Source organism: Streptomyces sp. TOM-9 (assembly GCF_056858595.1).
In genome coordinates, this window is the sequence record NZ_JBXEQB010000001.1 from 2634168 (window position 1) to 2647947 (window position 13780).

Genomic DNA, 13780 nt, shown 5'->3' on the forward strand with positions numbered 1-13780 from the left:
GGCACCGCCCGGAAGCGCCACCCCCGGCCACGCGACCGGTACCCCGTGAACCGCCCGCTGCGCCCGGATCGGGCCGGTTTCACCGGGCGTTCAGGGATTCCCGGTGATTGCGCCACTGCGCGAAAACCCGGTGCGGACGCGGACCCGGTGCCGGATCATGAGCGACATGCCCGACGCAACGCCCCCGCATCGCGCCCTGTCCATCCGTCTCGGCATGAACGACGACGACTCGCCGTCCGACGCCATCGACGCCCTGTTCCTGAGCCGCTTCGTCACCGGAGAACAGCCCTACTCGTGCGGCACGTCCCTGGACCGGGTCAAGTCGGGGCTGACGCTCGTCCCTGGCGGCGGGTCGGTGCTGCGCTCCGCGCGGGACAAGGACCGCGGCGCGACCCTCGCCGAGGGCGACGGCTGGACGATCCTCGTGTCGCGCTGGCACCGCCGTGCCGACGTGACGGTGACCGCGGTCACCGAGGAACTGGCGCAACGCGTCCTGGCCGAGGCCGTCGAGGACGCCGAGGACCAGCCGGAACCGCAGCCCGACGACGTGACCATGGGCTTCTGGTACGTCGCCCCGCGCCGCGGGCCGCACCGCATCACGCGGCAGATCAGCGCCGCCCCCTGGGACGACGTGCGGGGCAACTACACCGCGCCGGTGGCGGAGGCCATGGACGGGCTGATGAAGCTCACCGCCGCCGACGTCAGCGGCCGGCTGCTGCTGCTGCACGGCCCGCCGGGCACCGGCAAGACCTCCGCGCTGCGCACGCTGGCCCGCGCCTGGCGCGACTGGTGCCAGGTGGACTGCGTCCTCGACCCCGAGGTGCTCTTCAACGACGTCGGCTACCTGATGGAGATCGCCATCGGCGAGGACGACACCGAAGGGCCGGGCCGCTGGCGGCTGCTGTTGCTGGAGGACTGCGACGAGCTCATCCGCGGCCAGGCCAAGCACCAGACCGGCCAGGCGCTGTCCCGTCTGCTCAACCTCACCGACGGCCTGCTCGGCCAGGGCCGCAACGTCCTGGTCGGCATCACGACCAACGAGGACCTGGAGCGGCTGCACCCGGCGGTGGTCCGCCCCGGGCGCTGCCTGGCCCGGATCGAGGTGGGCCCGCTGACCCGCACCGAGGCGACCGGCTGGCTCGGCACGTCCGAGGGCATCGGCCGGGACGGCGCCACGCTCGCGGAGCTCTACGCCCTGCGCCGCGGCGCCTCCTCCTCCGGCGGCACCGCGCTCCCCCACCAGACGACCCCGGCCTCCGCCTCCGGAGGCCTCTACCTCTGATGGCCGGGGGTCCCCCCGGCGGTGCGAAGGGGAGGATCGCGACGGGGAGGATACGGACCCGCACCCCGGCGGAACTGCGCCGCAGTCGCCGCCCGCGGTCGCACCACTGCTGGGACCACCTGTACGCGGCGCCGCTGTGGCCGCTGCACGGCGCCAACCTGGGGACGCTGCTGCGCACCTGCGACGCCGTCGGCGCGTGCCTGGTCGTCCCGCGCTTCCCCTGGGTGCCGGAGGCGCTCGCCCGCGGCAACACCCTGCGGCGGCCCGCCTGCGTGCACTGGACCGGCGATCCCCTGGGCTGGCTGCAGCGGCAGCGCGACCGCGGAGCGCACGTCGTCGGGGTCGAACTCGCCGACGAGGCGGTACGGCTGGCGGACCTGCCGGCCGCGCGGCGCACCACGGTCGTCGTGCTGGGCCACGAGCAGCAGGGCATCCCGCCGGAGGCGCTCGACCTGCTCGACCTCGCCGTCGAGATCCCCATGGTCGGCATGGGCGCCAGCCTCAACGTCGCGGTCGCCGGTTCACTGGCGCTGTACAAACTCGCCGGACTCCTGTGAGCGGCGCGCGCTACGCCTCGTACGCGGCGCGCAGCGCGTCCCGCACGGCGGCCTCGGCGGCGGCGCGGTCCAGGCCGAGGCGCCGCACACGCTGGGCGTAGGCCGATGCGGCGGCGGCCGCCTCACGGGTGGCGGCGTCGCCCGCGGCCGCGACGAAGGTGCCGTTGCGGCCGCGGGTCTCGATCACACCGTCCGACTCCAGAGCGCGGTAGGCCTTGGCCACGGTGTTGGCCGCCAGGCCGAGTTCGTCCGCGAGACCGCGGACGGTCGGCAGCCGGTAGCCGACCGGGAGGGCCCCGGAACGGGCCTGGTCCGCGATCTGCTCGCGCAGTTGCTCGTAGGGCGCGGCGGCCGCGTCCGGCCTGACGGTGATCTTGAGGCTCACGGTGTGTCGTCCTCCCGGCGGGACGGGGCAGCGCTGTTTGTCGCGGCCATTGTGCTGCACGCACCGTCCGCGAGGACGACGGCGCGGCCGGGCCCCGCCGGGTCGTGGGCGATCGCGTCCCCCGGCTCGTGCAGGTGGAGCACGAAGCGCTCGCCCGCGCGGTACGCCTCCAGGCCCGCCCTGCAGTACGCCACCATGTCGTCCGGCAGCGCGTCCAGGGGGAACCAGCCGAGCTCCGAGCACTTCTCCGGCTCGCGGTTGACCGGCTCGTGGACGCCGCCGTCGGCCTCGAAGAACCAGCCGATGCGCTCGCCCCCGCCGGGCGCGCGGTGCTGCATGACCAGGGCGACGGAGACGTCCTCGGGGCGCAGCACGACGCCCACCTCCTCCTGGGCCTCGCGGACCAGGGCGGTCAGGACGTCCTCGCCGTCCTCGACGTGGCCGGAGGGGGCGTGCAGCAGGCCGTCGGCGTAACCGGTGTTGACGCGCCGGCCGAGCAGGACCTCGTCACCGCGGCGGAGGACGAGGTGGACGTCGACGATCTCCGTGTGCCTGCGGGGCTGCTTGATCCGCACGACCGCGGCGTAGCGCTCGTCGTGGACCGGGCCGCCCCACAGCGCGGTGTCGTGGGCGAGCTGCTCCACCTCGGTGTGCTCGGCGAGCGGCCGTACCATCGCGGCCAGTTCGGTGGCGCGGATGCCCACCGGCTCGGCCTCTCCCCAGCGCCCCTCGACCAGCACGAGGCGTCCACCGCGGCGCAGCAGCCGGGCCCAGCGGCGCAACGCGGCCACGGGGTCGGGCAGCGCCCACAGCAGGTGCCGGACGAGCACCACGTCGAACCGGCCCTGTGCGACGGGCGGTTCGGCCGCGTCCCCGAGCAGGACGCGGGCCCCGGTGCCGGCCAGCTTCGCCCGGGCCAGCGCGGCCATGCGCGGGGAGCGGTCGACGCCGGTCACCCGGTGCCCCTGCTCGGCGGCGAGCCGCGCGAGGCTGCCCGTGCCGCACCCGAGGTCGAGCACGTCCGCCGGGGTGCCGGGCAGCCATGCCCGCAGCCGCGCCGCCCACGCCTCCCGCACGGCGGGCTCCCGCAAGCCGTGGTCGGGCTCCTCGTCGAAGCGGTCGGCCACGGTGTCCCAGTACGTGTCACTGCTGAGTTCGCCCACCCCGTGATCCTTCCACCCCCCACTGACAATGCCCCCGTGCCTCCCCGCGGGGCCGCCGGGCCCGGCCGGACGACGCCCACGTGGCGATCCCCCGGGGAAGGGGCGGCAGACGGATCCCGCCGAGGCCTGACCACGACCGCCCCCAACCGCCCGCGGACGCGGACGCCTCCCGCGCGGGACCCGGTGTCTGCGGCCCCGCATCCGGTGCCGCGGCCAAGGACACCGCCCCGCCCCGGCCGCAAGGGGCCGGGGCCACGCGGCGCCACCGGCTTTCCCGGCCCGGATCCCCGCCGCCGCGGAACGCCTCCCGCCGGAAGGGGCGTCAGCTCAGGCCCAGGTTCCGGTAGCGGGTGCGGCGGGCGGCGAGGCGCACGGCGCGGGGGTGGGCGCGCAGGGCCGCGAGTTCGGTTCCCAGGACCGCGCCGAGGCGGGCCAGGAACGCCTCGGGCTCGTCCGCCGCGTCGGGCGTCTCCTCCACCACCCGGTCGACGATCCCGTGCGCGGCCAGGTCCGCCGACCGCACCCCCTGGCGCCCGGCCACCTCGTACGCCCGTTCCGTCGTCCGGTACAGGATCGCCGAGGCCCCCTCGGGCGGCAGCGGCGAGAGCCACGCGTGCCGCGCGGCCACGACCCGGTCCGCGGGCAGCAGCGCGAGCGCGCCCCCGCCGGCGCCCTGTCCGAGCAGCAGGCACAGCGTGGGTGCGGGCACGGTCATCAGGTCGGCGAGGGAGCGCGCGATCTCGCCCGCCAGGCCGCCCTCCTCGGCCTCCCGGGACAGCGCGGCACCCGCGGTGTCGACCACGGACAGCAGCGGCAGGTCCAGTTCCGCCGCGATGCCCATGCCGCGTCGGGCGACCCGCAGGCCGGCGGGGCCGAGCGCGGGCGGCCGCCCGTCGCCGGTCTCCCGGCGGTCGTGGCCGAGGACGACGCAGGGCGTGCCGCCGATCCGGGCCAGCGCGAGCAGGAGTCCGGGGTCCCGTTCCCCCGCGCCGGTGCCGCTGAGCGGGGTCACGTCCCGGGCGGCCACCGCCAGCAGGGCGCGCAGCCCCGGCCGTTCGGGCCGCCGTGAGCGCCGGATGGACTCCGCGGCCGGAGGGGCGGGGACGCCCGGCGCCGGCTCGGGCCCGGCCCCGCCGGTGTCCGGGGCGCCCGCCGTGTCACCGCACAGCACCCCGAGGACGCGTGCCGCGACGTCCGCGAGTTCCGCGGAGGGCAGCACGGCGTCCACGATGCCGTTGGCCAGCAGGTTCTCCGCGACCTGGACGCCGGGCGGGAACTCCTCGCCGTACAGGGCCTCGTGGACCCGCGGGCCGAGGAAGCCGATGAGCGCGCCGGGTTCGGCGGCGGTGACGTGCCCGAGGGAGCCCCAGGACGCGAAGACCCCGCCCGTGGTCGGGTGCCGCAGGTGGACCAGGTAGGGCAGGCCCGCGGCCTTGTGGTCGGTGATGGCCGCCGCGACCTTGACCATCTGCAGGAACGCGATGGTGCCCTCCTGCATCCGCGTCCCGCCCGAGGCGGGCGAGGCCAGCAGGGGCAGCCGCTCGCGGGTGGCCCGTTCGACGGCCCGTACGAGGCGTTCGCCCGCGGCGACGCCGATCGAGCCGCCCAGGAAGCGGAACTCGCCCGCGACGACGGCGACCCGGCGGCCGCGGATCCTGCCCTCGCCGGTGACGACCGACTCGTCGAGCCCGGTGCGCTCCCGTGCCCGGGCGAGGTCGGCGCGGTACCCGGCCTCGTCGAGGTAGCCGGGCAGGGCAGTCACGGGCTCGTCCCAGCCGTGCCAGGTGCCGGGGTCGACGACGGCGTCGATGAGCTCCAGGGCGGCCGCGCGGCGGCGCGTCGGTTCGGTCATGGCGTCACCCTAGGGTGCCCGCCGGGGCCTGTGGCCAGGGCCAACACCTCACGGAACACGGGGCGGAGGTCACTCGTACGGCGCAACTCCATCACGGGGCGGGGGTCGTTGTGGGGATGTGGTCACAGTCGATTCCCAGAACGCACCGGGTGCGCCGGCCGGGAACGAGGTCCCCCGGACGGTTCCGGCGCCCATCCGCCGCAGCCGTCCGTACCGCCCGAGGGAGGGCGTCCCCCTCGGGGATTGGGTCTTCGTCCCGGGGACGGCGGGATTCTTCGGCCGGAGTCCGGACGCCTACATCGAGCGTGGCGAGGAGCGCATTCCACTCGTGTACTGCTCTTCGGAACTGGAACAGTTCGCCAACGAAATGGTCGGCATCGAGGGGGATTTCATCCGCCGCTGCTCCGGCATCGATCTGGATGCGCGGTATTAGGGCGTGCATTCACCGTATCCCCCGCCCACGCCCGGCCCCGACAGGAATTCCTTCATGCCGCCTTTGCAGGACCGTTTCCGCTTCGAGAACGACATGCCGTACGAGGACCACCTCAGCGGCCACACCATTTACAGTCCCCGCCAGGCCCCGGACGACACTTCGGGGAACGGATTCTTCTCCGCCCCTGACTACGACGTCCTGAACGGGGCGTGGACGTCCGAGGAGGAATTGGCCCAGCTCCTCGAACCCCCTCTGACGGAGGAGGTGGACGACTACGAGGAGGACGACGACGTCTTCGCCGCGCCCTCCCCGGAGTCCGCGACCCACGAGCTGCCGCTCACCCGGCACCGGCACCGCAGGATCCGCCGGGCGGCCCTGCGGCAGAAGGCGGCCAGGACCCAGACGCTCAGCTTCGTCGTCGCGGCGGTCGCGGCCACCATCGTGGCCATGGTGAGCGTGCTCGGCGGGATGGTCGCCCACGACCCGTTGCGCCACATCGCCGCCACCAACGGGGCTTCGGGGCTGGCGGGCTGGTGGCCGCTGCTGGTCTACGGCCCCTGGATGGTGGCCTCGTTGTCGATCCTGCGGGCCGCGCTGCACCAGCGCCGGGCCCCGCACTCCTGGGCGGTCGTGCTGCTCTTCTCGGCCTTCGCGATCCTGTTCTGCGTCGCCTCCGCCCCCCGGACGATCACCGACTGGACCGTCGCCAGCCTCCCCGCCATCGCGGCGCTGTCCTGCTTCCACCAGCTCGTACGGCAGATCACCCTCACCCACCCCCCGCGGCGCACCCCCCGCAGCCGGCACTCCTCCTGAGGGGACGGCGCGACGGCACCGCCCATGATCCGCATCATTGACGTGTCCATTACGACGATGTGAGGATGCCGGTGATCCAGTCGTGCAACGAGCTCTTCCTGGAGGGGACATGAACAAGCGCAGGGGCGCCTCGGTCGCCGTGGCCGTGGCCGCGACGCTCACCGGGATGCTGGCGCTCGCCGCCCCGGCGAACGCGAGCGTGCCGTACAAGGTGTACTCGACGAGCGCGGCCTGCAAGACGGCCGGCCAGAAGTTCGTCGACTCCGGCCAGGCCTACCAGTACACGTGCACCTGGGACAGCCCGGGCTACCTCCTGACGCTCTGGCTCGGCTGAGGGCCGGCGGACCACACCCGGGAACGGGCGGGCGGCGCCGGACAGGACTCCTGTCCGGCGCCGCCGTCGTGCCGGGGGGGGGGGGGGGGGGGGGGGGGACCCGGGCCGCACCGGCGGCCGGCATCCTCAGCCCCCGCTTAGCGATGCCTTAACTGCGCCATAAAGATCGCCCGCAGGTCCTCCGAACAGGGGTTCCGCCCGTGCGGCGCGGCTAGCGTGCTGGTTCGCCGGCGCCCGTCGGCACCGCGCACCGGGCCACCGCCGAAGGAGAACCCCACCATGACCGCACGCCGCAGGGCCGCCCTGGCCGCCGTCCTCGGGATCGGACCGCTCGCGCTGACCGGCCTGGCCGCGGGACCGGCGAGCGCGCACGGCACCATGGGCGGCCCGGTCAGCCGGGTGCTGACCTGCTACGCGGAGAACCCCGAGAACCCGGCGTCGGCCGCGTGCAGGGCGGCGGTCGCGGCGGGCGGCACGCAGGCCTTCTACGACTGGAACGGGGTGCGCATCGGCGACGCGGCCGGACGCCACCGGCAGGTGATACCGGACGGCGAGCTGTGCAGCGCGGGCAACGAGGAGTTCAAGGCACTGGACCTGGCGCGGGCCGACTGGCCGGCGACGAGGATGACGCCGGGACGGCAGGACCTGGCGTACCGGGTGACGGCCCGCCACAAGGGCTCGTTCGAGCTGTACATGACGAAGGCGGGGTACGACCCGTCGCGCCCGCTGGCGTGGTCGGACCTTGAGGCGCAGCCGTTCGCCAAGGTCACCGACCCCCAGGTACGGGACGGCAGTTACGTCCTGCCGGTGGAGGTGCCGGCCAGGTCGGGACGTCAGCTGGTCTACGCGATCTGGCAGCGCTCGGACAGCCCGGAGGCCTTCTACTCCTGCTCCGACGTGGTCTTCGGCGCGGACACCGGGAAGGCCCCCGGGGCGCCCGCCGCACCCGCGACCTCGGCCCCGGCCGGGACCGGGACCGGGACCGGGACCTCCGCCGCGGCCACGACCGCCCCCGCGCCCACCGCCTCCGTGCCGGACGACGCGCGGATCGCCGCCGGGGCGGACCGGTCGACGGTGCGCCACCACCACGCGCACACCGCCGCGGACGGCTCGGCGAGCCCGCTCGCGGAGCCGTCCGCGAGGGCGGACACGTCGCCTTCCGGCACGGACCTCGCGGAGACCGGAAGCAGCAGCACCGGCACGACCTCGCTGATGGCGGCGGGGGCCGCCGCTGTCTCGCTCGGTGCGTCGGTGCTGCTGCTCGTCGCCCGCAGGCGCCGGACGCGGGTCGGCTGACGGGGGACGTCAGCTGAAGACGTCCCCGCAGTCGGTCGCCGTGGCGTGCGCCGGGTCAAGGGCGTTGGCCGCCTCGTGGAACACGATGCGGTCGGTCAGCCCGACGAAGACGTGCTCGGACAGGTCGAGCGGGCACAGGTCCTGCAGCACCACGTTGCGGACGTCGGGGCCGGACAGGAACTGCGAGGTGTACGGCGTGACGACCTCGTCGTACTTGGTCGCGATCACCGTGTAGCGGACGCCGGGGAGGGTGTCGCCGCCGGCGTTCAGCTTGGCGAGGAAGGCCGATCCGGCCATCTGGTCCGTCAGCCCCTGCGGGCTGAGGTGCTCGATGGCCTCGGCCGCCCCGGGGAAGTACGGCAGCAGCCTGAGCAGCCCGCCCAGGTCGGTCCCGTGGTTGCTGGGCGCGATGCCGACGAGCGCGTTCACCTTGGGGGCACCGCCCAGGAACTTCATGTAGTAGCGCGGCATCATGCCGCCCTGGGAGTGCCCGACGATGTCGACCTTGCCCGCGCCGGTGGCCGCGAGGACCCGGTCGACGTAGTCGGCGAGCTGCTGGGAGGACGCGGTGATGGAGCCGAGCCCGTAGAAGAGGGGCACGCCGGGCAGCTGGCCGTAGTCCAGGGAGTAGACGCAGTAGCCCCGCTTGACCAGGTAGGGCGCGAGGCCGAGCCAGTTGTCGATGGAGTTGCCGAGGGTGCCGTGGACGAGGACGACGGGCCGCGGGTGGGCGGCGGACGGCTTGCAGGACCAGTTGTTCCAGCCGCTGCTCGCGGTGGCGCCGGCGGTGGTGGTCGCGGCGGCGACGGTCGTGGTGGCGTGGGTGTCGGACGCGGGGGTCTTCGCCAGTGCGGTGGTCGTGCTGTCCACCAGGACGGGGGTGGCGAAGAGGGCGGCGGTGAGAGTCAGCGCGGAGAGGAGCCGGAGCGCTGATCGCGGTCTGATGGGCAGCATCGAGCGATCTCCTCGCAGGTGGGGGAATGACTGGCTCCCGTGCAGCCTGTGATCCGGATCACCAGAGTGCTGAGCTTCCGTCAATTTACGGAGGAGTAACAAACGTCGCTAGCTACCGGTGGGTAAAGAATTCATCACGCCGGCTTCACGTCGATGTGATAATGGACCGTCAGGCCGCCCCCGACAGTGCCGCGGGCATCAGCGCCCGCGGGCCGAAGCGGGCCCGCGCCCGGTCCGCGACCGCCTCGATCCGGCGCGCCTTCTCGTCCCCCGGGTCCAGGCTGAGCTGCAGCGTCGCGAGACCGGCGTCCGTCAGCCCCTCCGCGCGCAACGCGAGGCCGCGCACCCGGGCACGCTGCAGCCCCAGCCCCTCGTAGAGCCGGTACGCGGCCTCGGCGAGGGCGGTGCCGTGGCCGGTCGGCTCGGGCAGCCCGCGGGTGCGGGTGGTCGTGGAGCGGTCGGCGTAGCGGACGGTGAGGGTCAGCGAGCGCGCGACCCGGCTCGACGCGCGCAGCGAGGAGCCCAGTTCCTCGGTGAGCGACAGCAGGGCACGACGGTGCCGCACCGGGTCCAGCTCGTCGTGGCCGAAGCGGCGCTCGGCGCCGGCCGACCGGGCGGGGGCGTTCGGGACGACCGGGGCCGGGTCGATGCCGCGGGCCCGCTCGTGCGTCCTGCGGCCCGCCGCGGCGCCCAGGATCCGCTGCAGGGTGCTCAGGGGCGCGGCCGCGACGCGCCCGACGGTGTCCAGGCCGTACGTGCCCAACTGCCGTGCCGTCGCCGGGCCGACGCCGTGCAGCGCCGCCACCGGGCGGTCGGCGAGGAAGGCCGCCACGGCCGCGGGGTCGGTGGGGGCGGCGCGCACCGCGCCCTCCGGTCCGCCCTGCGCCGCCATCCGGGCGAGCAGCGGGTTCGGGCCGACGCCGATCGTGCAGTCCACACCGTGGAGCGCGAGCAGCCGCACCCGCAGCAGCGTGGCCAGTTCCGCGGCGTCGCGCCCGAAGTAGCGCAGCGCCCCGCGGACGTCGGCGAGCGCGGCGTCGGGCGGGAGCGCCTGGACGACGGGGGTGAAGCCGCCGAGCAGCCCGAGGAGTTGCTCGTACAGCGCCTCGGCGGCGTGGAAGTGCACGTACAGCACGTGCGAGGTCTCCGGTCGGCTGTTCATCGCCCCGCGCTCCCCGGACTGGAGTGCCACAGCTTGCGGCCGGTGGGGACGCCCTCGCCCGCGGGCCGCAGATCAGCCCAGGGGTGCATCTCGTACCCGGTGGACATCCGGACCCGGCGGCCCCCGGGCGGGGGCGCGGGCAGGCCGGGGGGCTCGCCCGGGGTCTCGGCCAGGCGTGCCGCGACCGCCTCCAGACCGCCCTCCCTGCGCAGTTCGACCAGTTCGGCCAGGTTCCAGGCGGCGGCGCCGACGACGGACAGGCTCTGCGGTCCGCGGCGCTGGACCACCCCGCGGACCAGCAGCAGCCAGGAGTGGAAGACGGTGTGGGCGCAGGCCTCGTGGCTGTCGTCGAAGAAGGCGAGGTCGACCAGGCCGGTGCCGTCGTCGAGGGTGGTGAAGATGACCCGGCGCCCGGAGCGGATGGGCGGGGTCTGCGTGGCCGCCTTGGCCCCGGCGACCAGCACGGTCTCGCCGTGCCGCACCTCGCGCAGCCGGTTCGCCGGGATCGCGCCCAGCTCCTCAAGGAAGGCGAGGTGGTCGTCCATCAGGTGGCGGGAGGCGTCCATGCCGAGGACGCCGAGTTCGGCGCCGAGCCGCTCGCCGTCGTCCATGTCGGGCAGGCCGGCCGGCGCGAACGCCGGCTCGCCCTCCCCTCCGGTCAGGGTGAGCTGGCCGTCGTACGCGGAGGCCCGGCCCTGCCGGTGCACCTCGGCGACCTGGAGCAGCATGTCGCGGCGGTTGCCCCCGAAGGGGTCCAGCGCGCCGACCTGGACCAGGCGTTCGGCGGCGGCGCGGCCGGGGCGGGCGCGCTCCCACAGGTCCTGGAGGGAGGAGTAGGGCTGTCCGGCGGTGATCCGGGCGACCTCGGCCTCGCTGATGCCGTGCACCTCGGAGAGCGCGAGCCGCAGCCCCCACACCTCCTCACCCACCTCGCCACCCCCCTCACCGGACACCAGTTCGATTCGATAGGCCGCGCCCGACCGGTTGACGTCCAGCGGCAGCACCGGCACCCCGCGCCGCCGCGCGTCCGCGAGCAGCAGCCGCTTGGGGTACATCCCGGGGTCGTGGGTGAGCACCCCGGCGTAGAAGGCCGCCGGATGGTGCGCCTTGAGCCAGGCGGACTGGTAGGTCGGCACGGCGAAGGCGACGGCGTGCGCCTTGCAGAAGCCGTACGCGCCGAAGGCCGAGACGATCTCCCAGGTGCGCCGGATGACCTCGCGGGAGTAGCCGCGCCCCCGGGCCGCGTCCGCGAACCAGGCCCGCAGCCGTCCCTGCCGGGCCTCGTCCGACAGCGCGCGCCGCGCCTCGTCGGCGAACCCCCGGTCGCAGCCGGTCATGACGCTCATGATGTCGATGAGCTGCTCGTGGAAGACGACCACCCCGTGGGTCTCGCGCAGCACGGGCTCCAGGTCGGGGTGCGGGTAGTGGACGGGCTTGCGGCCGTGCCGGGCGTCGATGAAGGGCCGCACCATGTCGGCGGCGACCGGCCCGGGGCGGAACAGGGAGATGTCCACGACCAGGTCGTGGAAGGTGGCCGGCTGCAGCCGTCCCACCAGGTCGCGCTGGCCCGGGGACTCGATCTGGAAGCAGCCCAGCGTCTCGGCGGACCGCACCAGTTCGTACGTCGCGGGGTCGCCCTGCGGGATGCGGTCCAGGTCGATCCGGCCGCCGCCGGTGCGTTCCACCTCGTCCAGGGCGTGCGCCATCGCGGACTGCATGCGCACCCCGAGCACGTCGAGCTTGAGCAGCCCGAGGTCCTCGACGTCGTCCTTGTCGAACTGCGCCATGGGGAAGCCCTCGCCGCTGGTCGGCACGACCGGTGTGCGCTCCAGCAGCCCTGCGTCCGACAGCAGCACCCCGCAGGGGTGCATGGCGACCCCGCGCGGCAGCGCGTCCAGCGCCTCGACCAGCTCCCACAGCCGGCCGTGGTCCTCCCCCGCCACCTGCCGCAGCTCGGGCAGCTCGGCGAGCGCGGCCCGCGCGTCGCGGGCCCGGATGTGCGGGAAGGCCTTGGCCAGCCGGTCGGTCCGCTCCGGGTCCATCCCGAGGGCGGTGCCCACGTCGCGCACGGCGTGCCGGACGCGGTAGGTCTCGGGCATGGCGACGGTGGCGACCCGCTCGCCGCCGAAGCGGTCCAGGATGCGCCGGTAGACCTCCAGCCGGCGGGCCGACTCCACGTCGATGTCGATGTCGGGCAGCGAGGCGCGCCTGCCGGACAGGAAGCGTTCCATGAGCAGGTCGTGCTCGACGGGGTCGGCGGCCGCGATGCCCAGCAGGTGGTTGACGAGCGATCCGGCGCCCGAGCCGCGCGCGGCGACCCGGATGCCCATCTCCCGCACGTCGGCGACCACCTGGCCGACGGTGAGGAAGTACGAGGCGAAGCCGAGCCCCTCGATGATCCGCAGCTCGTGGTCGAGCCGCGCCCAGTACCTCGGCTCCCGGTCGTGGCCCTCGCGGACCATCCCGGCCGCGCAGCGCGAGCGCAGCACGCGGTCGGCGGTGCGGGCGCCCGCGCCGACGAGCTGCGGCTCGGGGAAGTGCACCTGCCCGAGCCCCAGGTCCTCCTCCGGGTCGACGGCGCAGCCCGCGGCGGTCTCCTCGGTGGCCCGCAGCAGCCGGTGGGCGTCGCCGCGGGCGAACCCGGCCGCCTCCATGACCCGCTCGGCGGTGCGTGCCATGTCCCCGGCGTCCTTCAGCCAGCGCTCCCCGCTGTCCAGGCTCCCCGCGTCGCGCACGTCGATCGGCACCAGCCGGCGCGCCGAGTCCAGGACGTCGGCCACCTCCCCCTGACCGGGGTCGGCGTAGCGGACGGCGTTGGTCAGCACCGGGACGACGCCCTGCTCGACGGCGAAGCCGACGGTGCGGGCGGCGAGCCGCAGCGAGCCGGACCCGGTGCCGGTGCGGCCGTGGTGCACGGCCTCCAGGCGCAGCGCGTCCCCGTACACCTCGCGCCAGGGGCGCAGCAGCCTGGCGGCCCGGTCGGGGCGTCCGGCCGCCAGGGCGCGGCCGACCTCGGAGTCCGCGCCGAGCAACACGTACAGCCCTTCCCGCCCCAGGTCCTCCCAGCCGATGCCGCCGTCGGTGTGGGCGGCGCTGACCAGCCGGCACAGCGCGCCCCAGCCGCGGCGGTCCCGGGCGAGGAAGACCGCCCGGTCGGTCGCCTCCGGCACGAAGGCCCCGCCGCGCACCGGGGTGCGCCGGCGGGCGGCCGGCGGACCGGCCTGGGGGGCGGCGCCCTCCCCCGCGTACGCCGCCGGCACCGCCAGGGAGGCGCCGAACAGCGGCCGCACCCCGGCCCGCGCGCACGCCTTGGCGAAGCGCACCACGCCGGCCACCGTGTCCCGGTCGGTCAGCGCCAGCGCGTCCATCCCCCGTTCGGCGGCGCGCTCGGCGAGCCGCTCGGGGTGCGAGGCCCCGTACCGCAGCGAGAAGCCGGAGACGGTGTGCAGGTGCGTGAATCCCGGCATACGCACCTCCGACCGCTCACGTCTCCCCCCTTCCGGACCCTCCGCCACCCACCATAGACCACTTGTCGAACATGTGTACGAA

11 protein-coding genes are annotated in these 13780 nt (G+C 75.0%); 5 read left to right on the top strand and 6 right to left on the bottom strand.

The window, feature by feature from the left end:
- The first annotated feature begins 157 nt into the window (after nucleotides 1–157).
- Both AC1VWI_RS12370 and AC1VWI_RS12375 read left to right on the top strand, forming a co-directional pair.
- Nucleotides 158–1282 (top strand): DUF5925 domain-containing protein, encoded by a 1125-nt coding sequence (locus tag AC1VWI_RS12370; RefSeq protein ID WP_499511031.1) that lies wholly within the window; start codon nucleotides 158–160, stop codon nucleotides 1280–1282.
- A complete protein-coding gene (locus AC1VWI_RS12375) occupies nucleotides 1282–1839 on the top strand; it encodes a TrmH family RNA methyltransferase (protein WP_499511032.1) in 558 nt (185 codons plus the stop codon). The genes AC1VWI_RS12370 and AC1VWI_RS12375 overlap by 1 nt, the downstream gene beginning before the upstream one ends.
- Nucleotides 1840–1849: 10 nt before the next feature.
- Here AC1VWI_RS12375 and AC1VWI_RS12380 read toward each other — a convergent pair whose 3' ends face one another.
- From AC1VWI_RS12380 to AC1VWI_RS12390, 3 genes are all read right to left on the bottom strand, one after another.
- Nucleotides 1850–2224 carry a GntR family transcriptional regulator gene (locus AC1VWI_RS12380; protein ID WP_499511033.1) on the bottom strand — a complete coding sequence of 125 codons (375 nt, stop codon included), beginning with the start codon at nucleotides 2222–2224 and terminating at the stop codon, nucleotides 1850–1852.
- Nucleotides 2221–3387, bottom strand: coding sequence for a methyltransferase domain-containing protein (locus AC1VWI_RS12385; protein WP_499511034.1), 1167 nt, complete (start codon nucleotides 3385–3387; stop codon nucleotides 2221–2223). Before AC1VWI_RS12385 ends, AC1VWI_RS12380 begins: the two co-directional genes overlap by 4 nt.
- Nucleotides 3388–3709: 322 nt before the next feature.
- Nucleotides 3710–5239 (bottom strand): carboxyl transferase domain-containing protein, encoded by a 1530-nt coding sequence (locus tag AC1VWI_RS12390; protein WP_499511035.1) that lies wholly within the window; start codon nucleotides 5237–5239, stop codon nucleotides 3710–3712.
- A gap of 487 nt (nucleotides 5240–5726) precedes the next feature.
- Here AC1VWI_RS12390 and AC1VWI_RS12395 point away from each other — a divergent pair, with 487 nt between their 5' ends.
- From AC1VWI_RS12395 to AC1VWI_RS12405, 3 genes are all read left to right on the top strand, one after another.
- Complete coding sequence (locus AC1VWI_RS12395) at nucleotides 5727–6485, top strand: DUF2637 domain-containing protein (RefSeq protein WP_499511036.1); 759 nt, start codon at nucleotides 5727–5729, stop codon at nucleotides 6483–6485.
- Between the two features lie 109 nt (nucleotides 6486–6594).
- Nucleotides 6595–6819, top strand: coding sequence for a hypothetical protein (locus tag AC1VWI_RS12400; protein ID WP_499511037.1), 225 nt, complete (start codon nucleotides 6595–6597; stop codon nucleotides 6817–6819).
- A 279-nt stretch (nucleotides 6820–7098) separates the two neighbouring features.
- Nucleotides 7099–8115, top strand: a complete 1017-nt coding sequence (locus AC1VWI_RS12405; protein ID WP_499511038.1) for a lytic polysaccharide monooxygenase auxiliary activity family 9 protein — start codon at nucleotides 7099–7101, stop codon at nucleotides 8113–8115.
- A gap of 9 nt (nucleotides 8116–8124) precedes the next feature.
- Here AC1VWI_RS12405 and AC1VWI_RS12410 read toward each other — a convergent pair whose 3' ends face one another.
- From AC1VWI_RS12410 to AC1VWI_RS12420, 3 genes are all read right to left on the bottom strand, one after another.
- Nucleotides 8125–9069 (bottom strand): esterase/lipase family protein, encoded by a 945-nt coding sequence (locus AC1VWI_RS12410; RefSeq protein WP_499511039.1) that lies wholly within the window; start codon nucleotides 9067–9069, stop codon nucleotides 8125–8127.
- 169 nt (nucleotides 9070–9238) lie between these two features.
- Nucleotides 9239–10231, bottom strand: coding sequence for a DNA polymerase Y family protein (locus tag AC1VWI_RS12415; RefSeq protein WP_499511040.1), 993 nt, complete (start codon nucleotides 10229–10231; stop codon nucleotides 9239–9241).
- Entirely contained in the window at nucleotides 10228–13698 is a 3471-nt protein-coding gene (locus AC1VWI_RS12420) for a DNA polymerase III subunit alpha (RefSeq protein WP_499511041.1), read from the bottom strand. The genes AC1VWI_RS12415 and AC1VWI_RS12420 overlap by 4 nt, the downstream gene beginning before the upstream one ends.
- Nucleotides 13699–13780: the final 82 nt, after the last annotated feature.